This is a genomic window from Diaphorobacter sp. ED-3 (assembly GCF_027625375.1).
Taxonomy (GTDB): domain Bacteria; phylum Pseudomonadota; class Gammaproteobacteria; order Burkholderiales; family Burkholderiaceae_C; genus Diaphorobacter; species Diaphorobacter nitroreducens.
The window spans coordinates 2,807,502-2,828,809 of record NZ_CP115182.1 but is presented as its reverse complement, the minus strand read 5'-3'; the positions used below and the strand labels follow the sequence as shown (position 1 = coordinate 2,828,809).

Here is a 21,308-nt window from a genome sequence, read left to right as displayed (position 1 = left end):
GCCTTCCACCCCGGCGCATGTTCCGCGGCGGGGGCGCCGGCTGGGCACGCGAGTGCCGCCTTCGAATGGCGCAAAACCAGGGATTCTAGCTTTTCTCCGCCACAAACCCTAGTAGTAAGGTCAATAAATCCTGCTGTGCCAGCAGCCGCGCACGCGCGGACTGTATACATGCGCGCCATTCGCCCAGGGTGGCCGCGTCCAGCGGCGGCAACTCGCTGCGGGTCTCCAGACCGTTCCAGAGGGCCGACCAGCGCCGCAGCGACGCTGGTGCATGCAGCCAGTCCAGGAAGGCCAGTAGCTTGGCGTGGTGCGCATCGTCGTGCTGCGGATAGATCTGCCACACGAACGGCTGGCCCGCCCACAGGGCGCGCACCAGTGAGTCCTCGCCGCGCACGAAGTTCAGGTCGCAGGCCCAGAGCATTTCGTCAAAGGCCGGCTGAGGGCACGGTGGCAGATATGAAATTGATAGCTGCTCGCGCTTGCTGTATGAGCCTTTGAGGCTTTTTTGACTCTCAAACTGCTGCTGCCATTGGCGCACGGCCGCCGTGGCACGTCCGGGCGTGACCAGCAGCCGCACGTCGCTGCGCGGCTGCCATTGCGCCAGCAGCTGGGGCAGGGCGGGTGGCTCGTAGCAGAACAGCGAGATGGCGACTTCGTCTGTCCCGATGCCGTGGCCGGCGCGCCAGGCGGAGCGGTCGAATGCGGCCTGGCGCGCCAGCAGGTCTGGCTCACGCAGCAGGCCGCCCGTGCGCTCGGTGAAGCCGGGGTAGTAGAACCAGCGTGTCAGGCCTGCCCCCGGGCCGCTCATGAGCGGAGACGGCAGCCGGTGGCAGCGTTCCACATAGGCCTCGGCCGACAGGTACTCCAGGTTGATCCATAAGGGTTTTGGGCCTGTAGCGTTTGTGTGGTGAGCGATGGCAGCTATGAATTGCGGAGCAATCTCGCAGCCGAAGGCCTCCACCACCACGTCGCCAGGCCCGTCTGCGGGCGCCTGCGTGGGCCAGGGCAGCACCTGTACGCCAGGTGCGCCCTGCGGCGCCATCCAGGCCAGAGCGCTGGCGTCATCCACCCACAGGCGCACGCGGTGGCCGCGGCTGCCCAGATCGGCCGCCAGGCGCCAGCACACGCCGATGTCGCCAAAGTTGTCGATCACCTGGCAAAAGATGTCCCAGCGCAGGTGGGCCGTGGCCTTCGTCATGGCGCCTCCTGGGCGCCGGCACGCAGGTGGTCCACCAGCAAGCGTGCGACGCTGGACAGCGACTCCTCCGAGCGCACGCACAGCGACAGCCGCCGCCGTGCCCAGGGCTCATCCAGCGTGATGGCGCGCAGGGCCAGCGTGCCGCGGTAGATCTGGGCGCTGCCGCGCGGCAGCACGGCCACGCCCAGGCCGGCGGACACCATCAGGCACAGGGCGTCATAGCTCGTGACCTGGATGCGCAGCTTGAGCGGCATCTCCTGCTCGGCCGAGGCGCGTGTGAGCAGGTTGTTGATGGCGCTGCCCGGATGCATGCCCACGAAGTCGCAGGCCAGGGCATCGCTCAGGCGCACGCTGCGGCGGCGTGCCAGCGCATGGCCTGCGGGCACGATGAGCACCAGTTCATCTTCGCGGTAGGGCAGCAGGGTCACGCGCTCGCCATAACTGCCGTGGTTGAGGATGCCCACGTCGGCTGCGTTCTCGGCCACCGATTGCGCTACGGCGGTGCTGATCTGCTCCTGCAGCCGCACATCGACCTGCGGATGCGCGGCCATGAAGCGCTGCAGTTCGCCCGGCAGGAACTGCGTGATGGCCGAGATGTTGGCCACCACGCGCACGTGGCCGCGCACGCCGGCGCGAAAGTCCTGCATCTGCGTGGCGATGCCGTCCAGGTCGTTGAGCACGCCGCGCGCCAGGTGCAGCAGGGCGTAGGCCGCAGCCGTGGGCTCGGTGCCGCGGTTGCTGCGCGTGAACAGCTCCACGCGCAGCGCGTCCTCCAGCTCGGCCAGGCGGCGGCTGGCGGCGGAGGGTGCGATGTGTTCGCGTGCGGCGGCGCGGGCGATGGCGTTTTCCTCCATCACCGCGACGAACAGGCGCAGGGAGACCGGGTCGAGCTTCATGGGCGGCGATGGTACTGCGGCGGCGGCGGGCCATGCCGGTTTGCGATGGCAGCTTCGCGCTTGAGCGTTTTGCGGCCCGGCCGGGGCGCCGCATGATGGCGCCTGGATTGCAGGAGACATATGACCCCCAAGTACAACACCGCTGCCCCCACGCCCGCGGCACTGGCCGGCGTGCGCGTGATCGAAATGGGCCAGCTCATCGCCGGGCCGTTCTGCGGCAAGACATTGGGCGAGTTCGGCGCCGATGTGGTGAAGATCGAGGCCGTGGGCGCGGGCGACCCCCTGCGCAACTGGCGCCTCATCAAGGAGGGAACCTCCGTGTGGTGGCAGGTGCAGTCGCGCAACAAGAAGTCGGTGGCGCTGGACCTGCGCCAGGCCGAGGCGCAGGACATTGCGCGCCGCCTGATTGCCGAAGCCGACGTGCTCATCGAGAACTTCCGTCCCGGCACGCTGGAGGGCTGGGGCCTGTCGCCCGAGGCGCTGCACGCCCTCAACCCGGGCCTGGTTATCCTGCGCATCTCGGGCTACGGGCAGACCGGCCCCTATCGCGACCTGCCGGGCTTCGGCGTGATCGGCGAGGCCATGGGCGGCCTGCGCCACCTCACGGCCGAGCCCGGCCGCGTGCCGGTGCGCGTGGGCGTGTCGATCGGCGACACGCTGGCCGCGCTGCACGGCGCCATCGGCGTGATGATGGCGCTGTACCACCGCAAGGTGAACGGCGGCGCGGGCCAGGTGATCGACGTGGCCCTGCACGAGGCGGTGTTCAACTGCATGGAAAGCCTGATCCCCGAGTACAGCGCCTTTGGCGCCGTGCGCGAGGCCGCGGGCAGCGCGCTGCCGGGCATTGCGCCGAGCAACGCCTACCCCTGCCAGGACGGCTGGGTGCTGGTGGCCGGCAATGGCGACAGCATCTTCAAGCGCCTGATGGCCACCATCGGCCGCCAGGATCTGGCCGATGACCCGCAACTGGCCGACAACGCCGGCCGCGTGGCGCGCGTGGCCGAGATCGACGCCGCCATTGGCCGCTGGACCGCCGAGCGCACCGTGGCGCAAGTCATGGAGTTGCTGGCTGCCGCACGCGTGCCCGCGGGCAAGGTCTATACCGCCAAGGACATCGCCGAGGACCCGCACTACCAGGCGCGAGACATGTTGCTCACGCAGCGCACGCGCGACGGCTACGAGCTGCAGGTGCCGGGCATCGTGCCCAAGCTCTCGGCCACGCCGGGCACCATCCGCACCAGCGCGCCGCGCCTGGGGGACGACACCGATGCCGTGCTGGCCGAGGCGGGGCTGACGGCCGAGCAGATCGCGCTGCTGCGCAGCAAGGGAGTGATCCAATGACGACCAGCGTGTGGAACGGCGCCGGGAGGCGCATCGAGCTGTGTGACGTGGGCCTGCGCGACGGCCTGCAGATGGAGGCGCAGTTCGTGCCGACCGAGGACAAGATCGCGCTCGTGAATGCACTGTCCCACGCGGGCCTGTCCAAGATCGAGGTGACCTCGTTCACCTCGCCCACGGCCATCCCCGCGCTGCGCGACGCCGAGGTGGTGATGCGCGAGATCGAGCGCCGCCCCGGCGTGACCTACACCGCGCTCGTGCCCAACGCGCGCGGCGCGGAGCGCGCCATCGAGTCGCGCACCGACGAGCTGAACCTGGTCATGTCCGTCAGCGAGACGCACAACCTCGCCAACCTGCGCATGACGCGCGCGCAGTCGTTCGCGGCACTGGCACAGGTGATCACCATGGCGCAGGCGGCGCAGGTGCCGGTGAACGTGTCGCTGTCGTGCGTGTTCGGTTGCCCCATGGAGGGCGACGTGGCGCTGGACGCCGTGTGGGAGCATGTGCAGCGCTTCGCCGACCTGGGCGTTGCGGGCATCACGCTGTGCGACACCACGGGCATGGCCTTTCCCACGCAGGTGGGGCAGGTGGTGGCCGCTGCGCGCGCGCGCTGGCCGGGCATGGCCTTCACGCTGCACTTTCACAACACGCGCGGCATGGGCCTGGCGAATGTGCTGGCGGCCATCGATGCGGGGGCGCAGCGCTTTGACGCATCGCTGGGCGGCCTGGGTGGCTGTCCCTATGCGCCGGGTGCCACGGGCAATGTATGCACCGAAGAAGTGGTGCATGCGCTGCAGCTCATGGGTTACGACACGGGCATTGATCTGCCGGCGCTGATTGCCACTGCGGCCCGCCTGCCCGCGCTGATCGGCCACGAGGTGCCCAGCCAGATCGTGAAGGCGGGGTGCCGGCTGGACCTGCATCCGGTGCCTGCGGGCTTCGACGCAATCCGCGAGCGCGCGCTGGCGCGGTAGCTTTCACCGCACATCCATAACGACAGGAGACAACCCATGCCTTTGACCACTGCATTCCACGGCCGCAGGGCCGCGCTGGCCTTTGGGGCCGCTGTGGGCGCACTGCTGTGCACCGCGCCCCTGGGCGCCGCCGCGCAGGACAGGTACCCCTCCAAGCCCATCACCCTGGTGGTGCCGCAGGCCGCGGGCGGCGCCAACGACGCGATTGCGCGCGTGCTGGCGCAGCGCCTGAGCGAGCAGATGGGCCAGAGCGTGGTGGTGGACAACCGCCCCGGCGCGGGCGGCACGCTGGCCACGGCGGCCCTGGCGCGCTCCAAGCACGATGGCTACACGCTGCTGGTCACGGCCGACAGCGCGCACGTGATCGGCCCGGCGCTCTACAAGAACCCGGGGTTCGACGCCGTCAAGGATTTCGAGCCCGTGGCGCCCGTCGCCACCGCCGGCTATGTGCTGGTGGCGCATCCTTCGTTCCCGGGCAACAACGTGGCGGATCTGATCCGGCTGGCCAAGGCCAGCCCCGGCAAGTACGCCATCGCCTCGGCTGGCAACGGCACGCTCAACCACCTGATCGGTGAGCTGCTGCAAAAGGCCGCGGGCATCCAGCTGCAGCACATTCCCTACAAGGGCTCGGCGGCAGCCGCCACCGACGTGGCGGGCGGGCAGGTGCCGCTGTCGGTGCAGAGCCTGCCCTCGTCGATCGCCTTCATCAAGGCGGGCAAGCTCAAGGTGTTGGGCGTGGTGAACGAAAAGCGCGTCGCCGCGCTGCCCGACGTGCCCACCATCGGCGAGACGCTCAGGGGCTTCGCCCAGGCACCGTGGTACGCCATGTTCGCCCCGGCGGGCACGCCCGCGCCCATCGTCGAGCGGCTGCAGGCCGAAGTGGCACGCGCGCTGGACCACAAGGATGTGGTGGACAAGCTCGCCGTCGTGGGCTGCGAGCCGTTCAAGGGCACGTCTGCCCAGCTGGGTGCGCTGGTGCAGTCCGACCTGCCCAAGTGGGCGCGCGTGGTCAAGGACACCGGCGCCACCGTGGACTGATTCTTCCATCCCGATTTCGCACAACTTTCAACAAGGAGACACAACCCATGATGACCACGCGCATCACACGCAAACATTTCGGCGCACTGGCGCTGGCCGCTTTGGCACCCCTGGCGCTGTCCACGGCCTGGGCGCAGGGTGGTTACCCATCGCGCACGGTGACCTTCGTCGTGCCGGCCGCCGCCGGCGGCACCACCGACATCTCGGCCCGCATGGCCGCGCAGGCGCTGGCGCCGGTGCTGGGCCAGTCGGTGGTGGTGGACAACAAGGGTGGCGGCAACGGCGCCATCGCGGCCAACATCGTCAAGCGCGCCGAGCCCGATGGCTACACGCTGCTCATGCAGTACTCGGGCTACCACGTGATCTCGCCCCATCTCACCAAGGCACCGCAGTGGGATCAGAAGGACTTCCAGCCCATCGCCAACGTGATCTCGGCGCCGCAGATCATCGTGGTGCGCGACGGCCTGCCGGTGAAGACCCTGGCCGAGCTGGTGGCCTACGCCAAGGCCAACCCCGGCAAGCTCAACTACGCCTCGTCGGGCAACGGCTCGCTGCAGCACGTGACCGGCGCCATGCTGGAGCAGCAGGGCGGCATCAAGATGGTGCACGTGCCCTACAAGGGCACGGGCCCCGCGCTGCAGGACCTGCTGGGCGGCCAGGTGGACTTGACCTTCGGCACCGCTCCGCCGTTCATGCCCCACATCCAGTCCGGCAAGCTGCGCGTGCTGGCCGTCACGGGTAAGGAGCGCCTGGCCAGCCTGCCCGACGCCCCCACCACGGCCGAGGCCGGCTACCCGGGCGTGAACGCCACCTCGTGGTTCGCGCTGTTTGCGCCCGCAGGCGTGCCCAAGCCGGTCATCGACAAGCTGGCCGCCGACATGAAGAAGGTGGTGGAAGACCCGGCCTTCCGCAAGAAGGCGCAGGAACAGGGTGCCGCGGCCGACTACCAGGGCCCGCAGCAGCTGGGCGAGCGCGTGAAGAGCGACTTCGCCAACTGGGCGGGCGTGATCAAGAGCTCCAAGATCGAGGCGGAATAAATCCGCCCTACACTGGGCGCCCTTTGGAATGCGGCGGCACGCCCGGTGCCGCTGCCCGGCGCCCTGATGACAGCCCCTCTCGATCTGCCCTACCTGCGGGCCTACGCGCCCGCGCTGCAGGCCCAGGCCCATGCGCTGCTGGCGCAGGGCCAGCTGGGCGCGCTGCTGCAGCGCAAGTACCCCGAGGGCCACGCGGTGCGCAGCGACAAGGCGCTGTACGACTACGCCCAGGAATTCAAGGCGCGCCACCTGCGCAACGCGGGCACGGTGAACAAGGTGCTGTTCGACAGCAAGATCCACGTGGTGCGCCATGCGCTGGGGCTGCACACCCACCGCACGCGGGTGCAGGGCGGGCGGCTGGCGGCGCGGCATGAGATCCGCGTGGCCGCGCTGTTCAAGCAGACGCCCGACGAGTTCCTGCGCATGATCGTCGTGCACGAGCTGGCCCACCTGCGCGAGAAGGACCATGGCAAGGCCTTCTACCAGCTGTGCACCCACATGGAGCCGCAGTACCACCAGTTCGAGTTCGACCTGCGCCTGTACCTCACGCACCTGGACGCGGGTGGTGAGCTGCTGTGGTGAAATACTATTGAAAAAATAGCTGCCAGCGCTTGATAGGTAAGCGCTACGGCCCGTTTTGGCTTAAATCTCAGTCGATCTGCAGCGCCGCGCAGTACAGCGCGGGCAACTGTAGCCAGCGTTCGGCTGCCGACTGCAGCGCGGCCAACTGGCCGGTGGTGTAGAGCTGGATATGCCCCGGCGCGGCGGGCGCGCCATCCGCCGCGTGCTCGGGTGCGAGGGCGTGGGCTTGGTCGAGGATGCGCCGGGTCTGGCGCGCCACGGGCGCACCTGTGTCGATGATCTGCACATCCGGCCCCACCAGGGCGCGCAGCATGTCCTTGGCGAACACGTAGTGGGTGCAGCCCAGCACCAGCGTGTCGATCTCGCCCGTCTTCAAGCCAAAAGTGCCCAGCGCGCCCGTGTACTGGGCGCAAAGCGCTTCTATTTTTGCCATGGATGCGGCGGCGGGCAGCGGCTCCTCGGTGCTTTGCTCGATGGCGCGCGCCAGGCCGTCGCAAGGCTGCACCGAAAAGCGCGTGCCGGCCGAATGCCCATCGCGCAGGCGCTGAAAGCGCGCGCTGCCCACCGTGCCGCGCGTGGCCAGCACGCCCACGTGGTGCGTCTGGCTGCTGGCGGCGGCGGGCTTGAGCGCCGGCTCCACCCCGATGGCGGGCAGGTCGGGCAAGGCGGCGCGCAGTTGTTCCACCGCGGCGGCGGTGGCCGTGTTGCAGGCCACCACCAGCGCCTTGATGTCGTGGTGTTCGCGCAGCCAGCGGGCGATGGCCAGCGTGCGCTGCTGCACGAAGGCGTCGCCCTTGGCGTCGCCGTAGGGAGCGTTGCCGCTGTCGGCCAGGTAGACGAAATGCTCGTGCGGCAGTTCGTGGCGCAGCGCCTGCAGCACGCTCAGGCCGCCAATGCCGCTGTCGAACACACCAATGGGACGGGCGGCAAGGGGCGATGTCATGGAAGGCGTGGCAAGAAATCGGGGAAAGGGCACCGCCAGGAGGGGCGGCGGCGCACGGGCCTCCAGTATGCCCGTGCGGTGGCCGGGCTGCAGGGGTGCGCTCTAGGGCCTGTTCACACTATTTTTGCCAGTGCGAATGGCGTGAAAACCGCGCCAATCTAGGCGCGTGACGACGCCAAGGCCGGGGCCTTGGCTAGGAGGGCAACGACGAATGGCGCGGTTTTCACTCCGTTCCCTCCGGGTTGCGATCAAAAAGGGCCATTCGCGGCGTTGCCAAGCCTCGCTGGGGTAGCACCCCAGCTTCGTTTGGCGCCTTGCGCCTGGCCCTTTTTGATCGCAACGCATCTGGCAAAAATAGTGTGAACAGGCCCTAGGCCGCGCCGGGCAGTACGTACCCCTGCGGGTGCTGGGGTAGGTCGTCCTGGAGGGGCCACCAGCTGCAGCGCGAGGCCACATGCATGTGGAATGCCGGCGCCGTGGCCACGGGCTCGTCCAGCAGGCCTGCGCGGATGCGCACCACGCCGGGCAGGCTGTCACGTTCGCTGAATACAGGCGAACCGCAGATGCCGCAGAACACGCGCCGCTTGCCGGGGGAGGACTCGAAGCGCCGCAGCAGGTCCTGGCCGGCCTGGAACTGCAGCCGATCCACGTCCACCGGCAGGTTGGCGGCAAACGCGCTGCCCTGCGCGCGGCGGCACTGCGCGCAGTGGCAGATCTGGATCGGGGACAGCGGCCCGCGGATCGTGAAGCGCACGCCCTGGCAGAGGCAGGCGCCGTGGTGCAGCGGCTCGGATGGGTTCATGGCAGACGGCGAGGGTGTGTTGGCGTCACTCTACGGCAGGCTCCGCCGGGGCGGTGGTGTGGTGGAACACCAGCAGCCGGTTGTTCGCGGGCATGGCGTGGTCGTGCGCGAGCGCGAGGCCGTGCTGTGCCGCCAGTGCCACGATGTCCTCGAAGTGGCGGATGCCGCTGTGCGGGTCGCGCTGGCGCAGCCAGGCATCAAAGGCGCGGTTGCTGTCACTGGTGTAGGTGCCGCCGTAGTTGAAGGGGCCGTACAGCGCCAGCACGCCGCCGCCAGGCAGGTGGGCACCGGCCAGCGCGAACAGCCGCTGCACCAGCGGCCAGGCCACGATGTGCGCGGTGTTGCTGCTGAATACCGCGTCGAACGGCCCGCTGTCAGGCTCGCCCTGCGGCCAATCGCTGTGCGCCAGGTCCAGCAGCAGCGGCGGGCGCAGGTTGGGGGCCGGGTGCTGCGCATGCCAGGCGCGTATGCCCGCGTGGTTGTCCGCCAGGTCGCTGGTCTGCCACACCAAGTGGGGCAGGCGCGGCGCGAAATACACGCTGTGCTGGCCTGTGCCCGAGCCGATCTCCAGCACATGCCGCCGGTCGGCAAAGGCCTGCTGCAGCACGGCGAAGATGGGCGCCTGGTTGTTTTCGCAGGCCTGGGAGAACGGCAAGGGAGGGTGACTCATGGCATGTGTGCTCAAAGCGCCTGTACTTCCACGGTGACGTGCGACAGCTCGTGCACCGGCAGCAGCAGGGCCTTGTAGTGCTGCGCGGGCTGCGGCGTGGCCGAGGCGACGGAAACGATGGCAGCAAAATGGCCCGGGCCGACCTGCCAGACGTGCAGGTCTTTCAGCGTGTCGCCCGTGGCGGCGAGGATGTCCTCGATCTCCTGGCGGACCTGCGGCCCTTCGGCCGGCGCATCCAGCAGCACGCTGCCGGCGTCACGGATCAACCCCCAGGACCAGCGGGCGATCACCAGCGCGCCCACCACGCCCATGGCCGGGTCGGCCCAGAGCCAGCCGTAGCTGCGCCCCACGAGCAGCGCCGCGATGGCCAGCACGGAGGTCAGCGCGTCGGCCAGCACATGCAGGTACGCCGCGCGCAGGTTGTTGTCGTGGCCATGGCGGCCGTGATCGTGGTCGTGGTCGGCGTGGTGATGGTCGTGCCCGCGATCGTGGCCATGGTGGTGGTGCCCCTGTCCGCCATGCAGCAGCCGGGCGGACACCAGGTTCACCACCAGGCCGATCACCGCCACGGCGATCGCCTGCTCGAAGCGGATGGGCACGGGGTCGGTCAGCCGCAGGAAGCTCTCCCACGCGATGAGCAGCGCCACGATGGCCAGCACCACGGCGCTGGCGAAGCCGGCCAGGTCGCCCATCTTGCCGGTGCCGAACGAGAAGCGTGGGTTGGCCGCATGGCGGCGTGCATACCCATAGGCCAGCGCAGTGATCAGCATGGCACCGGCGTGCGTGGACATGTGCCAGCCGTCGGCCACCAGGGCCATCGAACCGTACAGCTTGCCCGCCAGCATCTCGGCGACCATCATGCTGGCCGTCAGCGCGATCACGAGCCACACGCGCCGCTCGTTGCGCTGGTGCTCCGTGCCCAGGAAGACGTGGTGATGGTCGGCGGGGAAGGGTGCGGGCGCCGCGCCCGCGGTGTGCAGGGTGGAGGAAGTCATTTCAGGTACGAGCGCAGGATGTCCATCATTTCTTCGCCGCCGGTGCGGCGCTCGGCATCGGTGCCGGCGTCCACCACATGAGCCTGCAGGTGGCCCAGCATGACTTCGGTGGTCAGACCATTCATGGCGCCGCGTGCCGAAGCGAGCTGCCGCAGCACTTCTGCGCACGCGGCGTCACCCTCCAGGGCGCGCTCGATGCCCTCCATCTGGCCCTTGATGCGCCGCACGCGTGCGATCAGCTTGTCTTTTTGCCCGCGGGTGTGGGACATGGAATGACTCGAAAATATAGTGTGGGGGGCTATGCTAACCCGGCCGCACGGACCGCGGCGGGAACGCGGCCATTGCGCGCAGCGGGCGCGTGCGCAATATGTTGCTGAAATGGGCTGCAGCGCTTGATGGACAAGCGCTGCATGCTATTTAATCAATAGCGTAAGTCCGTTGACGGAAACATGCTGCGCCCTGCGGGCGGGGGTTACCCGTGCGCGATGCGCGCGGCGATGGCCTCGCCCACCTGCGTGGTGCTTGCCGCACCGCCCAGGTCTGGCGTGCGCGGGCCGCTTTTGATGATCTCTTCGATGGCCGCAACGATGGCATCGTGGGCCTGCCGCCCCGCGCCTTGGCCGTGGGTCAGGAAGTCCAGCATCAGCGCACCGGACCAGATCATGGCGATCGGATTGGCGATGTTCTGGCCATAGATGTCGGGCGCCGAGCCGTGCACGGGCTCGAACAGGCTGGGGAAGGTGCGCTCGGGGTTCAGGTTGGCCGACGGTGCCAGGCCGATGGTGCCGGTGGTGGCCGGCCCGAGGTCGGAGAGGATGTCGCCAAACAGATTGGTAGCGGCCACCACGTCGAAGCGCCCCGGCTGCAGCACGAAGCGCGCGGTGAGGATGTCGATGTGCTGCTTGTCCAGCGTGACTTCGGGGTAGCCCTTGGCGACATCGTCGGCGCGCTGGTCCCACCAGGGCATGCTGATGGCGATGCCGTTGCTTTTGGTGGCCAGCGTCACGTGCTTGCGCGGGCGGCTTTGCGCCAGGTCGAAGGCGAACTTCAGCAGGCGGTTGGCGCCGTGGCGCGAGTAGACCGACTCCTGGATCACGATCTCGCGGTCCGTTCCCTCGTACATGATGCCGCCCAGCGACGTGTATTCGCCCTCGGTGTTCTCGCGCACCACGAGGTAGTCGATATCGCCGGGCTTGCGGCCGGCCAGGGGGCAGGGCACGCCCTCGAACAGGCGCACGGGGCGCAGGTTGATGTACTGGTCGAACTCGCGGCGGAACTTCAGCAGCGAACCCCACAGCGAGATGTGATCGGGTACGGTCGCCGGCCAGCCTACGGCGCCGAAGAAGATGGCGTCCATGCCCGACAGCTGCGACTTCCAGTCGTCGGGCATCATCTGGCCGTGCCGGGCGTAATACTCGCAATGCGCCCAGTCGAAGGTGTGCAGTTCCAGGTTCAGACCGAAGCGCCGGGCGGCGGCCTGCACGGCGCGCAGGCCTTCGGGCATGACTTCCTTGCCGATGCCGTCTCCGGCGATCACGGCGATCTTGTGGGTGCGTTGCTGCTGCATGGGTGGCTTTTCAAACGATGTAAGCCCGCCATTGTTCACCGAGGAGAGTGTCCGTTCAATGTGCGCGCCCGTGTCTGCGTCTTTCGTGACGTTGGCAGGACGTTTGCCGCTGCGCACGGAATGGCGGGGGGACGCCCAGTACGGGGGCCGCGCCCCGCGCAGCCCAGCGGTCTGCCAGCAGCCAGGTCTGTGGGTGTCCGAGCGGCTGTTGAGCGGGGCGTGTGCGGCGCAGCAAAAACGATAGCTACCAGCGCTTGCCAGCGAATGAACTCAATGCCAAATGGGTCTGTGATCGAGACACATCAAGCGCGAGCAGCTATGAATAGCATAGTGGCAATTAACTGCTCAGCGCGGCCTTCACGGCGGCCGACACCTGGCCCATGTCGGCCTTGCCGGCCAGGCGGGTCTTGACCACGCCCATCACCTTGCCCATGTCGCCGGGGCCCACCGTCTTGCCCAGTTCTGCGCCGACTTCGGCCACGATGGACTTCACTGCGGTAGCCACTTCGTCGGCCGACATGCGTTCGGGCAGGTAGGCCTGCAGCACGGCCATTTCGGCCTTTTCCTTGTCGGCCAGGTCCTGGCGGCCCGCGCCCTCGAAGGCGGTGATGCTGTCCTTGCGCTGCTTGATCAGCTTGTCCACGATGGCCACGATGGCCGCGTCATCCAGCGTGATGCGCTCGTCCACTTCCTTTTGCTTCATGGCGGCCTGCAGCAGGCGGATGGTGCCCAGGCGCTCGCTGTCCTTGGCGCGCATGGCGGTTTTCATGTCTTCGGTGATCTGGTCCTTGAGGCTCATGGTGTTTCTCCAGTCAAACGGTGTAGAAAACAAAAAACCCGCGCTTGGCGTCCCTAGCGCGGGTTTTGTGGCGTCTGGTGTCAACGCCGGGCTGTGCTTAGTACAGCTTCTTGGGCAGCTGCATGCTGCGCACGCGCTTGTAGTGGCGCTTCACGGCGGCAGCCTTCTTGCGCTTGCGCTCGGCGGTGGGCTTTTCGTAGAACTCACGGGCGCGCAGGTCGGTCAGCAGGCCCAGCTTTTCGATGGTGCGCTTGAAGCGGCGCAGGGCCACGTCAAAGGGTTCGTTTTCTTTTACACGAATGGTCGTCATTAGCTAATGTTTTCCAATAGGTGCCGCTAGCGGGTTTTCGGGAAGATCGGGCCCAAAAGCCATATACGGCGGTTTTCCCCGTCTGTAACTAGTATCCGGCCGACGGGGTCATGCCAGCAGAGCCGAGCATTATAACGGCTCTGCGCTGCCGGGCAAGCGGCTGCCCGGCGCGGGGTTGGGCACAGGCCGCGGCGCATGGCAGGCGCGCGAGTCGGCGGGTGTCTCTCCTCGCGCATGTAGGCCGTAGTCGCGCTGCACGGTGGCCACGCGCAGCCGGTAGTCGGCAAACACGCCTGCGCGGCCCGTCGCCTGGGCCTGGCGGTGCTGCGGCAACGCGCGCCAGCGGGCTACGGCCTCTTCGTCGCGCCAGAAGCTTAGCGACAGCAGCTTGCCGGGCGTGGACAGGCTCTCGAAGCGCTCCACGGAAATGAAGCCGTCGATGGCCTGCAGCGCGGCGCGCAGGTCCGCCGCCAGGTCCAGGTAGGCCTGGCGGCCGTCGCTGCTCGGCTGCACTTCAAAGATGACGGCGATCATGGCTGGGCCTGCGTGGTGGTGGGCGATGCGGGGCGCGCGAGGGTGCCCGCCACCGCCTCGGTGAAGCTGCGTTCCTCGCGCAGGATGAAGCGCTGGCGCTGCGCCATCTCGAAGTTGGCGCGGCCCTCGGGGTCGGCCTTGAGCCGGGCGCGGTAGGCCTCGTAGTCGGCCAGGCTGGCGAAGGCGATCAGGCCCCAGGCCTCGTAATTGGTGCCCTCGCTGGGCAGAAAGTAGCCCAGCAGGTGGCCGCCGCAGCGCGGGATGATGCGCCCCCAGGCTTCGGCATAGGCGCGAAAGGCCTCGCGCTGAAAGGGGTCGATTTCGTAGCGGATGAAACAGGTGATGGGCATGGCGTGCTCCTGTGGTGGGTGGATGCGTCCATGGTGCCGGCCGTCGCACGGCCGATGTTTCGTCCCGGAACGAAGCGTGCGCCGGGCTGGCTGCGGCACACTGCGCGCATGAACACCAACCAGATTGCGCATGTCGCGGCCCTGGTGGGCGAGCCGGCACGCACCGCCATGCTGGTCGCGCTGATGGATGGGCGCGCCCTTACGGCACGTGAATTGGCCGAGGCTGGGCGCGTGTCTGCCGCCACGGCCAGCCGCCACCTGGGCCTGTTGGTGGAGGCCGGGCTGCTGGTGCTGGAACGCCAGGGGCGCCATCGGTACCACCGCCTGGCTTCGCCAGAGGTGGCGCATTTACTGGAAGGACTGATGCAGCTGGCCGTGCGGCAGGCGACTACGTCGCCCGTGGTCGTGGGCCCGCGCGACGCGGCGCTGCGCCAGGCGCGTACCTGCTATGACCATATTGCCGGCCGCCTGGGCGTGGCCATCGCCGCGCACCTGTTGGAGGAGGGCGCCATCGTCTTCGATGACGATGCGGGTGGGCGGGTGACCGGCCGGGCGCAGGCTGTGCTGGCACCGCTGGGCCTGGCCGCGCAGGACGCACTGGCCGCAGGCGCCGCGCGGCGCCCACCATGCCGGCCCTGTCTGGACTGGAGTGAGCGCCGCCCCCACATGGCCGGGCGCCTGGGGGCGCTGCTGTGCGTGCATTGCCTGGAGCGCGGCTGGCTGCGGCGCGCGCAGGCATCGCGCGCGCTGGAGATCACGCCGCCCGGCGTGGTGGCGCTGCGCAACTGGCTGGGCGTGGTGCGTTGGGGCGAGGTGACCGGCTGAGTGGGGTGATGCGCTGGCCTGACGTCAAGCCGCTGGCCCAAGAAGCGGCGAGCCGGTAAACCCCTGATGCGGGTGCAGGGACCGCATGCGGGTTTGGCGGATTTTTAAAAGATTCATAACATATGAATATTAAAACTCCGCCCCACGGTCATGTCCTCACAACCCGCCATCCTCGATGCGCCCGTCGCCGGTCGCGAGGCGCCGCAGGCGCCCGCGCTGGAGCAGGCGCTGCAGCGCCCGTACCAGCACGGTTTCGTCACCGACGTCGAGTCCGATTCCCTGCCGCCGGGCCTGGACGAGGACACCATCCGCGCCATCTCGCGCAAGAAGCGCGAGCCGCAGTTTTTGCTGGACTGGCGGCTGGCGGCCTTCGAGCGCTGGCGTGCGATGGAGCTGCCCGACTGGGCGCACCTGAAGATCGAGCCCATCGATTTTCAGGCGCTGAGCTACTACTCGGCACCCAAGTCGCTCAAAAACGCACCCAAGAGCCTGGACGAGGTGGACCCCAAGCTGCTGGAGACCTACGAGAAGCTCAACGTGCCGCTGCACGAGCGCGCCCGCCTGGCGGGCGTGGCGGTGGACGCGGTGTTCGACTCGGTCTCGGTGGGCACCACCTTCCGCGAGCAGTTGGCCGAGGTGGGCGTGATCTTCTGCTCGTTCTCGCATGCGGTGCAGAACCACCCGGAGCTGGTCGAGAAATACCTGGGTACTGTGGTGCCGCAGGGCGACAACTTCTACGCCGCGCTGAACTCGGCGGTGTTTTCCGATGGCTCCTTTGTCTACATCCCCAAGGGCGTGAAGTGCCCCATGGAGCTGTCGTCCTACTTCCGCATCAACGCGCAGAACACGGGGCAGTTCGAGCGCACGCTGATCATTGCCGAGGAGGGTAGTTCGGTCAGCTATCTGGAGGGCTGCACCGCCCCGCAGCGCGACGAGAACCAGTTGCACGCCGCAGTGGTGGAGTTGATCGCGCACGACGACGCGTTCATCAAATACTCCACGGTGCAGAACTGGTACCCCGGCGACGAGAACGGCGTGGGTGGCATCTACAACTTCGTGACCAAGCGCGGCCTGGCGGCCGGCAGGCGCTCGCGCATCGCCTGGACGCAGATCGAGACCGGCTCGGCCATCACCTGGAAGTACCCCAGCGTGGTGCTGCGCGGCGACGAATCGAACGGCGAGTTCCACTCCATCGCCGTGTCCAACCACTTCCAGCAGGCGGACACCGGCACCAAGATGATCCACCTGGGCAAGAACACCACCAGCCGCATCGTCTCCAAGGGCATCAGCGCAGGCCACGCGCACAACAGCTACCGCGGCCTGGTGCGCGTGAACCCCGGCGCCGCCGGCGCGCGCAACCACACGCAGTGCGACTCGCTGCTCATCGGGCCCGACTGCGGCGCCCACACCTTCCCTTACGTGGACACCGCGCGCAGCGATGCCGTGCTGGAGCACGAGGCCACCACCACGCGCATTTCGGAGGAGCGCCTGTTCTATTGCCAGCAGCGCGGCATCGACCCGCAGGAGGCCACGGCCCTCATCGTCGGCGGCTTTTGCCAGGCGGTGCTGGAAGAGTTGCCCATGGAATTCGCGCTGGAAGCCAAGGCGCTGCTTGCCGTGTCGCTGGAAGGCGCGGTGGGCTGAGATCACAAGATTTGAATAAAAACGGCATCCAGCCCTTATCCATCCAGCGCGAATAGCTATCAAATTAATAGGAAACCCACATGACCTCCACCACTCCTTTGCTGCAAGTGCGCGACCTGCGTGTGCGCGTTGGCGAGCGCACCGTGCTGCAATCGGTCTCGCTGGACGTGCCCGCCGGCGCGCTCGTCGTGCTGATGGGCGCCAACGGCAGCGGCAAGAGCACGCTGGGCATGGCGCTGGCCGGCCACCCGAGTTACCAGGTGCAGGACGGCCAGGCGCTGCTGGACGGGCAGGACCTGCTGCAGCTGCCGGCGCATGAGCGCGCCCGCGCGGGGCTGTTCGTGTCCTTCCAGTCGCCGCCCGATGTGCCCGGCGTGAAGAACAACCTGTTCATCCGCACCGCGCTGAATGCCGTGCACGAGGCGCGCGGCCAGCAGCCGCTGGACGCGTTCGACTTCCTGGCCAGCGCCAAGCAGGCCGCCCAGGAACTGGGGCTGCCCCAGGCCATGCTGGGCCGCCCGGTGAACGAAGGTTTTTCCGGCGGCGAGCGCAAGCGCAATGAACTGCTGCAGCTGGCCCTGCTGCAACCGCGCCTGGCGCTGCTGGACGAGATCGACTCGGGCATGGACGTGGACGGCGTGCGCGCCGTGGTCGCGTTGGTGCAGAAACTGCGCGAACAGGGCACGGCCTTCATCGTCGTATCGCACTACCTGCACCTGATCGAGCAGCTGCAGCCCGACACCGTGCTGCGCCTGGACCAGGGCCGCATCGCCGAGACGGGCGACGTGGAGCTGGCGCGGCGCATCGCCCGCACGGGCTTTGCGCGCCAACCGGCCACAGCGGAGGCATGACACCATGAACAGCGCACAAGCCGACATGCACGCCGCGCGCAAGCGCCTGCAGACGCAGGGCTGGATTGCCCGGCGCAGCGAAGCCTTTCACCACTTGCCCCCGCCCGCGCTGCAGGACTGGCTGGGAACGCAGGCCGAGGTCGTCGATGAGGCCTCGTTGCCCGCGGGTGCAGGCTGGACGCTGCGCCTGCCCCATGCACAGGCGGCCACCAGCGTCCAGGCGCGTTGGCTGGACGCCCTGGATCCGGCGCAGCGCGCCGAGTTGATGGCAGGGCTGCCGTCGCCAGAGTCCGGCAGTGGGGATGGGGCTGCTGCCCCCTTCGCCTGGGCGCACCGTGCCCTGTGCCGCCGGGGCCTGCGCCTGCGCGTGGCCGCCACGCCGGGCCGTGAGCGCGAGCCCGTGCGCCTGGAGCTGCACCACCAGCCCGGCGCCGCGGCCGAGGCGCCCTTGCTGGTGCTGGACGTGGAAGCCGGCGTGCAGTGCGTTCTGATCGAAACCCACGAGCGGCCTGCCGCAGACGGTCTGTCGGCCGTGGCGCAAAACCTGCACGCCCACATCCGTCTGGCGCAGGGGGCACAGCTGCAGCACCTGCGCGTCGCTGCGCCGTTGGCCGACGACCGCGTGGCGCACCACCTGCAGGTCCATGTGGCGTCAGGTGCCGCTTATGCCCAGGCGCTGGTTGCCACGGGCGCCAGCTACCACCTGCAACGCAGCCACATCACGCTGCAGGGCGCGGGCGCCAGCGCGCGGCAGGCCGCGTTGCTGCTGTTGGCGGACGGCAAGCTGGACCAGCAGACGTACACCGACCTGCAAGCTGCACAGGCCGTGAGCCAGGTCGAGACCCTGGCCCTGGCCCAGGGCCGCGCCCACGCGGTGGCGAATGCCTATACGCGCATCGCGCCCGGCAGTGACGGGGCCGATGTGCGCCAGCGCCTGGCCGGCGTGCCGCTGGCGGGCCAGCCACGTTTGATCCTGCGCCCGCACCTGGAGATCCTGCACGACAACGTGCAGGCCGCGCACGGCGCTACCTGGGGCGCGTTGCCCGAGGATGCGCTGTTCTACGCCCGCCAGCGCGGGTTGGATGACGCGGCTGCGCGCGCGCTCATCATAGAAGGCATGGCCCAAGCGTTGCTTGATCGATGCCTGGGGGCCGAGGGGGACGGCATGCTGGCGCAGTGGCTGCAGAGCGGCTGGCTGGCCGGTGCGATCGCCCGCCTGAAGCCCACAGCCGAGGAGGCACACCATGGGTAAACCACATCCTTTGTTGCACACCGGCGGCCTGCCGGTGCAGGCACTGCGCGCGCAGTTTCCGGTGCTGGCGCAGCGCATCCACGGGCAGCCGCTGGCCTATCTGGACAACGCCGCCACCACGCAGATGCCACTGGCGGTGCAGGAAGCCATGCAGCGCTTCGAACGCCATGACCGCGCCAACATTCACCGCGGCGTGCACACGCTGAGCCAGCGCGCCACCGACGCTTTTGAAGAGGCGCGTGCCACGCTCAAGCGCTTCATCGGCGCGGGCACGCAGCATGAACTGGTCTTCACCAGCGGCACGACCGAGGCGCTGAACCTCGTCGCCCAAGGGTTATGGGCAGCGGGGCCGGGCAAGGCCTGGCTGCGCCCCGGCGACCGCATCATCGTGAGCGGGCTGGAGCACCATGCCAACCTGGTGCCCTGGCAGCAGGCCGCGCGCATGAGCGGGGCGGAACTGGTCGTTCTCAAACCCGACGCGCAGGGGCGCGTGCATGAGGCCGATCTGACGCCATTGCTCACACCCAACACCCGCGTGCTGGCACTCACGGCGTGCGCCAATGCCACGGGCGAGCGTCCTCCGTATGAGGCACTGCTGGCCATGGCACGCGCGGCCGGCGCCCTCACGGTGCTGGATGCCGCGCAGGCGGTGGGCCATGCCATACCCGCTCTGGCGGAGTTGGAGGCGGACTTCATGGCTTTCTCCGGCCATAAGATGTACGGGCCCATGGGCACCGGCGCACTGGCCGGCCGGCGCGAGGCGCTGGAGAGGTTGTACCCGCTGCGCCTGGGGGGCGACATGGTGGAGTGGGTGAGCTACACCGCTGCGGGCTATGCGGCTCTGCCTGCGCGGCTGGAAGGCGGCACGCCCAACGTGGCCGGGGCCGTGGGCCTGGCGGCGGCGGCGCGCTTCATCGATGGTATTGGCCGAGAGGCCATTGACCTGCACGTGCAGACCCTGCGCGCGCAGGCGCTGGCGGGCTTGTCGGCACTGGAGGGTGTGACGGTGCTTGCCCCGCATGCCACGCAGGCGTCGCTGGTGTCGTTTGTGGCACGCGACGTGCACCCGCACGACATCGGCACGCTGCTGGACGAGCGCGGCATCGCCGTGCGCACGGGCCACCACTGCGCACAGCCGCTGCAGGAGCACCTGGGGCTGGGGCCGACCACGCGCGCATCGTTCGCGCTGTACAACAGCCATGAGGAGGTCGAGCGCTTGATCGCCGGCGTGGCCCAGGCCCTGGAGGTCATGCGATGACTGGATTCACCGGCAACGCCGAGAACGAGCTGTACCAGGAAGTGGTGTTGGAGCACAAGCGCGCACCGCGCAACTTCGGCCATTTGCCGCAGCCTACGCACCAGGCGCAGGGCACGAACCCGTCGTGTGGCGACCGCATTGCCGTGGAACTGCAGCTGCAGGAAGGGCGCGTGCAGGACATCCGCTTCACCGGCCAGGGCTGCGCGATCTGCATGGCCTCCACCTCGATGATGACCGAGGCCGTGAAGGGCAAGGAGGTTGCCGCCGCGCAGGCGCTGCAGCAGCACTTTCGTGCGGTGCTGACGGGGGAAGAAGCCCCTGAGGATGCCCCGCTGGGCAAGCTGGTCAGCCTGGCCGGCGTGCGCCAGTACCCCAGCCGCATCAAGTGCGCCCTGCTGGGCTGGCATGCGCTGATGCATGCGATTGCCGACAACGGCAACGGCAACGGCCAGAGCGTAAGTACTGAGGAGGAGCCCGCATGACCTACCGCCGCCATCGCGAGGATGTGCTGGTGCGCCGCAACGTGACCGTGGAGGCGATTCCCAGCGGCGAGCCGATCGAACTGGAGGCCGGGCAACTGGCGCAGATCACGCAGGCGCTGGGTTCGTCCTTCACGCTGCTGGTCGAAGGCCAGCTCATGCGGCTGAAGGGTGTAGATGCCGACGCCATCGGCAAGACGCCACCCGAGGCTATTACCGCGCCCGCTGACCTGCCCATCGAGGAACTGGAGCCGCTGGTGTGGGAGACGCTGCGCACCTGCTACGACCCGGAGATTCCGGTGAACATCGTGGACCTGGGCCTGGTGTACCGGCTGGCTTTCGAGCCCTTGCCCGACGATGCCCACAAGGTGCGCGCGCTGGTGGACATGACGCTCACCGCCCCCGGCTGCGGCATGGGCGAAGCGATTGCCGACGAGGTGTGCGACAAGCTGCTGGCCCTGCCGCGCGTGGGCGAGATCACGGTGAATCTGGTGTTTGACCCGCCCTGGGATCGCTCCATGATGAGCGAGGAGGCGCAGCTGGCGCTGGGGCTGTGAAGCAGGGACGATCAAAAAGGGGCAGGTGATACCTGCCCCTTTTGCTTTGGTTGAGTGGCTTTGCCGATCAGCCGCAGCAAGCACCGCCCGAGCAGCAGGAGTCTTCAGCCTCTGCGGCGGCCTGGGTCTTGGATGCCAGCTTGGTGATTTCGATCTGCCACTGGCGGGGGCCTGCCTCCAGGTATGCCCACTGGAACTGGCCGGGTGCACGGCCTTCCAGTTGCATGCGCAGCGGCACGGGGTCGTGGTCGTTCACGATCTGCAGCGACTCGCCCGCGCCCAGCGCGTCCAGGCGGCCAAAGATTTGCGCATGGCGCTCATAAGGAGCGATGGTGCGTACGTCGATCACGGAAACGGTGTTGCTCATGGTTCAACCTTTCGGGTGTGTGTAGAAAAAAGGGGGGAGGGA

Annotated in this window: 25 protein-coding genes; 12 read left to right on the top strand and 13 right to left on the bottom strand. The window is 68.4% G+C overall.

The features are described from left to right. Positions 1–85: 85 nt before the first annotated feature. A complete protein-coding gene (gene earP / locus PCQ86_RS13775) occupies positions 86–1,198 on the bottom strand; it encodes an elongation factor P maturation arginine rhamnosyltransferase EarP (RefSeq protein WP_270174004.1) in 1,113 nt (370 codons plus the stop codon). Beyond that, complete coding sequence (locus tag PCQ86_RS13770; protein WP_270174003.1) at positions 1,195–2,094, bottom strand: LysR family transcriptional regulator; 900 nt, start codon at positions 2,092–2,094, stop codon at positions 1,195–1,197. The genes earP and PCQ86_RS13770 overlap by 4 nt, the downstream gene beginning before the upstream one ends. Positions 2,095–2,214: 120 nt before the next feature. Here PCQ86_RS13770 and PCQ86_RS13765 point away from each other — a divergent pair, with 120 nt between their 5' ends. The 5 genes from PCQ86_RS13765 (at position 2,215) to PCQ86_RS13745 (ending at position 7,063) form a co-directional block, all read left to right on the top strand. Next, positions 2,215–3,435 (top strand): CaiB/BaiF CoA transferase family protein, encoded by a 1,221-nt coding sequence (locus PCQ86_RS13765; RefSeq protein ID WP_088886385.1) that lies wholly within the window; start codon positions 2,215–2,217, stop codon positions 3,433–3,435. Further along, positions 3,432–4,406, top strand: coding sequence for a hydroxymethylglutaryl-CoA lyase (locus PCQ86_RS13760; RefSeq protein WP_088886386.1), 975 nt, complete (start codon positions 3,432–3,434; stop codon positions 4,404–4,406). The genes PCQ86_RS13765 and PCQ86_RS13760 overlap by 4 nt, the downstream gene beginning before the upstream one ends. Positions 4,407–4,442: 36 nt before the next feature. Next, positions 4,443–5,444, top strand: coding sequence for a Bug family tripartite tricarboxylate transporter substrate binding protein (locus tag PCQ86_RS13755; protein WP_270174002.1), 1,002 nt, complete (start codon positions 4,443–4,445; stop codon positions 5,442–5,444). Between the two features lie 50 nt (positions 5,445–5,494). Next, positions 5,495–6,481: a Bug family tripartite tricarboxylate transporter substrate binding protein gene (locus PCQ86_RS13750; protein WP_041836343.1), complete on the top strand. Its 987-nt coding sequence runs from the start codon at positions 5,495–5,497 to the stop codon at positions 6,479–6,481. A gap of 66 nt (positions 6,482–6,547) precedes the next feature. Continuing rightward, complete coding sequence (locus tag PCQ86_RS13745; RefSeq protein ID WP_047350544.1) at positions 6,548–7,063, top strand: M48 metallopeptidase family protein; 516 nt, start codon at positions 6,548–6,550, stop codon at positions 7,061–7,063. 67 nt (positions 7,064–7,130) lie between these two features. On the opposite strand, the gene murI is transcribed toward PCQ86_RS13745, so the two are convergent. The 10 genes from murI to PCQ86_RS13695 all read right to left on the bottom strand — a co-directional run bounded on the left by murI (position 7,131) and on the right by PCQ86_RS13695 (position 14,033). After that, positions 7,131–8,006, bottom strand: coding sequence for a glutamate racemase (gene murI / locus PCQ86_RS13740; RefSeq protein ID WP_270174001.1), 876 nt, complete (start codon positions 8,004–8,006; stop codon positions 7,131–7,133). Positions 8,007–8,376: 370 nt separating this feature from the next. Beyond that, the gene (locus tag PCQ86_RS13735) at positions 8,377–8,808 is read right to left on the bottom strand and encodes a GFA family protein (RefSeq protein WP_270174000.1); all 432 of its coding nucleotides are present in this window, start codon (positions 8,806–8,808) and stop codon (positions 8,377–8,379) included. A 25-nt stretch (positions 8,809–8,833) separates the two neighbouring features. Next, on the bottom strand, positions 8,834–9,478 hold the full coding sequence (locus PCQ86_RS13730) for a DUF938 domain-containing protein (protein WP_270173999.1): 645 nt from the start codon (positions 9,476–9,478) through the stop codon (positions 8,834–8,836). An 11-nt stretch (positions 9,479–9,489) separates the two neighbouring features. Then, the gene (gene dmeF / locus PCQ86_RS13725) at positions 9,490–10,473 is read right to left on the bottom strand and encodes a CDF family Co(II)/Ni(II) efflux transporter DmeF (RefSeq protein WP_270173998.1); all 984 of its coding nucleotides are present in this window, start codon (positions 10,471–10,473) and stop codon (positions 9,490–9,492) included. Continuing rightward, the gene (locus PCQ86_RS13720) at positions 10,470–10,742 is read right to left on the bottom strand and encodes a metal/formaldehyde-sensitive transcriptional repressor (protein WP_047350512.1); all 273 of its coding nucleotides are present in this window, start codon (positions 10,740–10,742) and stop codon (positions 10,470–10,472) included. The genes dmeF and PCQ86_RS13720 overlap by 4 nt, the downstream gene beginning before the upstream one ends. A 203-nt stretch (positions 10,743–10,945) precedes the next feature. After that, positions 10,946–12,040 (bottom strand): tartrate dehydrogenase, encoded by a 1,095-nt coding sequence (locus tag PCQ86_RS13715; RefSeq protein WP_270173997.1) that lies wholly within the window; start codon positions 12,038–12,040, stop codon positions 10,946–10,948. A 337-nt stretch (positions 12,041–12,377) separates the two neighbouring features. Next, a complete protein-coding gene (locus PCQ86_RS13710; RefSeq protein WP_011806014.1) occupies positions 12,378–12,839 on the bottom strand; it encodes a GatB/YqeY domain-containing protein in 462 nt (153 codons plus the stop codon). 97 nt (positions 12,840–12,936) lie between these two features. After that, positions 12,937–13,149, bottom strand: coding sequence for a 30S ribosomal protein S21 (rpsU, locus tag PCQ86_RS13705; RefSeq protein WP_007833691.1), 213 nt, complete (start codon positions 13,147–13,149; stop codon positions 12,937–12,939). 129 nt (positions 13,150–13,278) lie between these two features. Beyond that, on the bottom strand, positions 13,279–13,683 hold the full coding sequence (locus PCQ86_RS13700; protein ID WP_047350509.1) for an antibiotic biosynthesis monooxygenase family protein: 405 nt from the start codon (positions 13,681–13,683) through the stop codon (positions 13,279–13,281). Further along, a complete protein-coding gene (locus PCQ86_RS13695) occupies positions 13,680–14,033 on the bottom strand; it encodes an NIPSNAP family protein (RefSeq protein ID WP_011806012.1) in 354 nt (117 codons plus the stop codon). Before PCQ86_RS13695 ends, PCQ86_RS13700 begins: the two co-directional genes overlap by 4 nt. A gap of 108 nt (positions 14,034–14,141) precedes the next feature. Between PCQ86_RS13695 and PCQ86_RS13690 the strand changes: the two genes are divergently transcribed. From PCQ86_RS13690 to sufT, 7 genes are all read left to right on the top strand, one after another. Next, the gene (locus tag PCQ86_RS13690) at positions 14,142–14,858 is read left to right on the top strand and encodes an ArsR/SmtB family transcription factor (RefSeq protein WP_270173996.1); all 717 of its coding nucleotides are present in this window, start codon (positions 14,142–14,144) and stop codon (positions 14,856–14,858) included. Between the two features lie 150 nt (positions 14,859–15,008). Further along, positions 15,009–16,502: a Fe-S cluster assembly protein SufB gene (sufB, locus tag PCQ86_RS13685; protein WP_270173995.1), complete on the top strand. Its 1,494-nt coding sequence runs from the start codon at positions 15,009–15,011 to the stop codon at positions 16,500–16,502. Positions 16,503–16,582: 80 nt separating this feature from the next. Continuing rightward, on the top strand, positions 16,583–17,353 hold the full coding sequence (gene sufC, locus PCQ86_RS13680; RefSeq protein WP_103738027.1) for a Fe-S cluster assembly ATPase SufC: 771 nt from the start codon (positions 16,583–16,585) through the stop codon (positions 17,351–17,353). Positions 17,354–17,357: 4 nt separating this feature from the next. Further along, positions 17,358–18,605: a SufD family Fe-S cluster assembly protein gene (locus PCQ86_RS13675; RefSeq protein WP_270173994.1), complete on the top strand. Its 1,248-nt coding sequence runs from the start codon at positions 17,358–17,360 to the stop codon at positions 18,603–18,605. Beyond that, the gene (locus PCQ86_RS13670) at positions 18,598–19,863 is read left to right on the top strand and encodes an aminotransferase class V-fold PLP-dependent enzyme (RefSeq protein WP_270173993.1); all 1,266 of its coding nucleotides are present in this window, start codon (positions 18,598–18,600) and stop codon (positions 19,861–19,863) included. Before PCQ86_RS13675 ends, PCQ86_RS13670 begins: the two co-directional genes overlap by 8 nt. Then, complete coding sequence (sufU, locus tag PCQ86_RS13665) at positions 19,860–20,345, top strand: Fe-S cluster assembly sulfur transfer protein SufU (RefSeq protein ID WP_172207386.1); 486 nt, start codon at positions 19,860–19,862, stop codon at positions 20,343–20,345. Before PCQ86_RS13670 ends, sufU begins: the two co-directional genes overlap by 4 nt. Beyond that, positions 20,342–20,899 carry a putative Fe-S cluster assembly protein SufT gene (gene sufT / locus PCQ86_RS13660; protein WP_270173992.1) on the top strand — a complete coding sequence of 186 codons (558 nt, stop codon included), beginning with the start codon at positions 20,342–20,344 and terminating at the stop codon, positions 20,897–20,899. The genes sufU and sufT overlap by 4 nt, the downstream gene beginning before the upstream one ends. A 67-nt stretch (positions 20,900–20,966) precedes the next feature. On the opposite strand, the gene PCQ86_RS13655 is transcribed toward sufT, so the two are convergent. After that, positions 20,967–21,266 carry a DUF2249 domain-containing protein gene (locus tag PCQ86_RS13655; protein WP_011806004.1) on the bottom strand — a complete coding sequence of 100 codons (300 nt, stop codon included), beginning with the start codon at positions 21,264–21,266 and terminating at the stop codon, positions 20,967–20,969. Positions 21,267–21,308 lie beyond the last annotated feature (42 nt).

Bases quoted from the DNA above. Each gene is read 5' to 3' on its own strand.
- sufC (WP_103738027.1), top strand. From the start codon at position 16,583: ATGACCTCCACCACTCCTTTGCTGCAAGTGCGCGACCTGCGTGTGCGC.
- PCQ86_RS13670 (WP_270173993.1), top strand. From the start codon at position 18,598: ATGGGTAAACCACATCCTTTGTTGCACACCGGCGGCCTGCCGGTGCAG.
- PCQ86_RS13655 (WP_011806004.1), bottom strand. From the start codon at position 21,266: ATGAGCAACACCGTTTCCGTGATCGACGTACGCACCATCGCTCCTTAT.
- PCQ86_RS13760 (WP_088886386.1), top strand. From the start codon at position 3,432: ATGACGACCAGCGTGTGGAACGGCGCCGGGAGGCGCATCGAGCTGTGT.
- PCQ86_RS13675 (WP_270173994.1), top strand. From the start codon at position 17,358: ATGAACAGCGCACAAGCCGACATGCACGCCGCGCGCAAGCGCCTGCAG.
- PCQ86_RS13765 (WP_088886385.1), top strand. From the start codon at position 2,215: ATGACCCCCAAGTACAACACCGCTGCCCCCACGCCCGCGGCACTGGCC.
- PCQ86_RS13690 (WP_270173996.1), top strand. From the start codon at position 14,142: ATGAACACCAACCAGATTGCGCATGTCGCGGCCCTGGTGGGCGAGCCG.
- PCQ86_RS13715 (WP_270173997.1), bottom strand. From the start codon at position 12,040: ATGCAGCAGCAACGCACCCACAAGATCGCCGTGATCGCCGGAGACGGC.
- dmeF (WP_270173998.1), bottom strand. From the start codon at position 10,473: ATGACTTCCTCCACCCTGCACACCGCGGGCGCGGCGCCCGCACCCTTC.
- sufB (WP_270173995.1), top strand. From the start codon at position 15,009: ATGTCCTCACAACCCGCCATCCTCGATGCGCCCGTCGCCGGTCGCGAG.
- PCQ86_RS13745 (WP_047350544.1), top strand. From the start codon at position 6,548: ATGACAGCCCCTCTCGATCTGCCCTACCTGCGGGCCTACGCGCCCGCG.
- PCQ86_RS13695 (WP_011806012.1), bottom strand. From the start codon at position 14,033: ATGCCCATCACCTGTTTCATCCGCTACGAAATCGACCCCTTTCAGCGC.
- PCQ86_RS13750 (WP_041836343.1), top strand. From the start codon at position 5,495: ATGACCACGCGCATCACACGCAAACATTTCGGCGCACTGGCGCTGGCC.
- PCQ86_RS13770 (WP_270174003.1), bottom strand. From the start codon at position 2,094: ATGAAGCTCGACCCGGTCTCCCTGCGCCTGTTCGTCGCGGTGATGGAG.
- PCQ86_RS13755 (WP_270174002.1), top strand. From the start codon at position 4,443: ATGCCTTTGACCACTGCATTCCACGGCCGCAGGGCCGCGCTGGCCTTT.
- rpsU (WP_007833691.1), bottom strand. From the start codon at position 13,149: ATGACGACCATTCGTGTAAAAGAAAACGAACCCTTTGACGTGGCCCTG.
- sufT (WP_270173992.1), top strand. From the start codon at position 20,342: ATGACCTACCGCCGCCATCGCGAGGATGTGCTGGTGCGCCGCAACGTG.
- PCQ86_RS13710 (WP_011806014.1), bottom strand. From the start codon at position 12,839: ATGAGCCTCAAGGACCAGATCACCGAAGACATGAAAACCGCCATGCGC.
- sufU (WP_172207386.1), top strand. From the start codon at position 19,860: ATGACTGGATTCACCGGCAACGCCGAGAACGAGCTGTACCAGGAAGTG.
- PCQ86_RS13700 (WP_047350509.1), bottom strand. From the start codon at position 13,683: ATGATCGCCGTCATCTTTGAAGTGCAGCCGAGCAGCGACGGCCGCCAG.
- PCQ86_RS13730 (WP_270173999.1), bottom strand. From the start codon at position 9,478: ATGAGTCACCCTCCCTTGCCGTTCTCCCAGGCCTGCGAAAACAACCAG.
- earP (WP_270174004.1), bottom strand. From the start codon at position 1,198: ATGACGAAGGCCACGGCCCACCTGCGCTGGGACATCTTTTGCCAGGTG.
- PCQ86_RS13720 (WP_047350512.1), bottom strand. From the start codon at position 10,742: ATGTCCCACACCCGCGGGCAAAAAGACAAGCTGATCGCACGCGTGCGG.
- murI (WP_270174001.1), bottom strand. From the start codon at position 8,006: ATGACATCGCCCCTTGCCGCCCGTCCCATTGGTGTGTTCGACAGCGGC.
- PCQ86_RS13735 (WP_270174000.1), bottom strand. From the start codon at position 8,808: ATGAACCCATCCGAGCCGCTGCACCACGGCGCCTGCCTCTGCCAGGGC.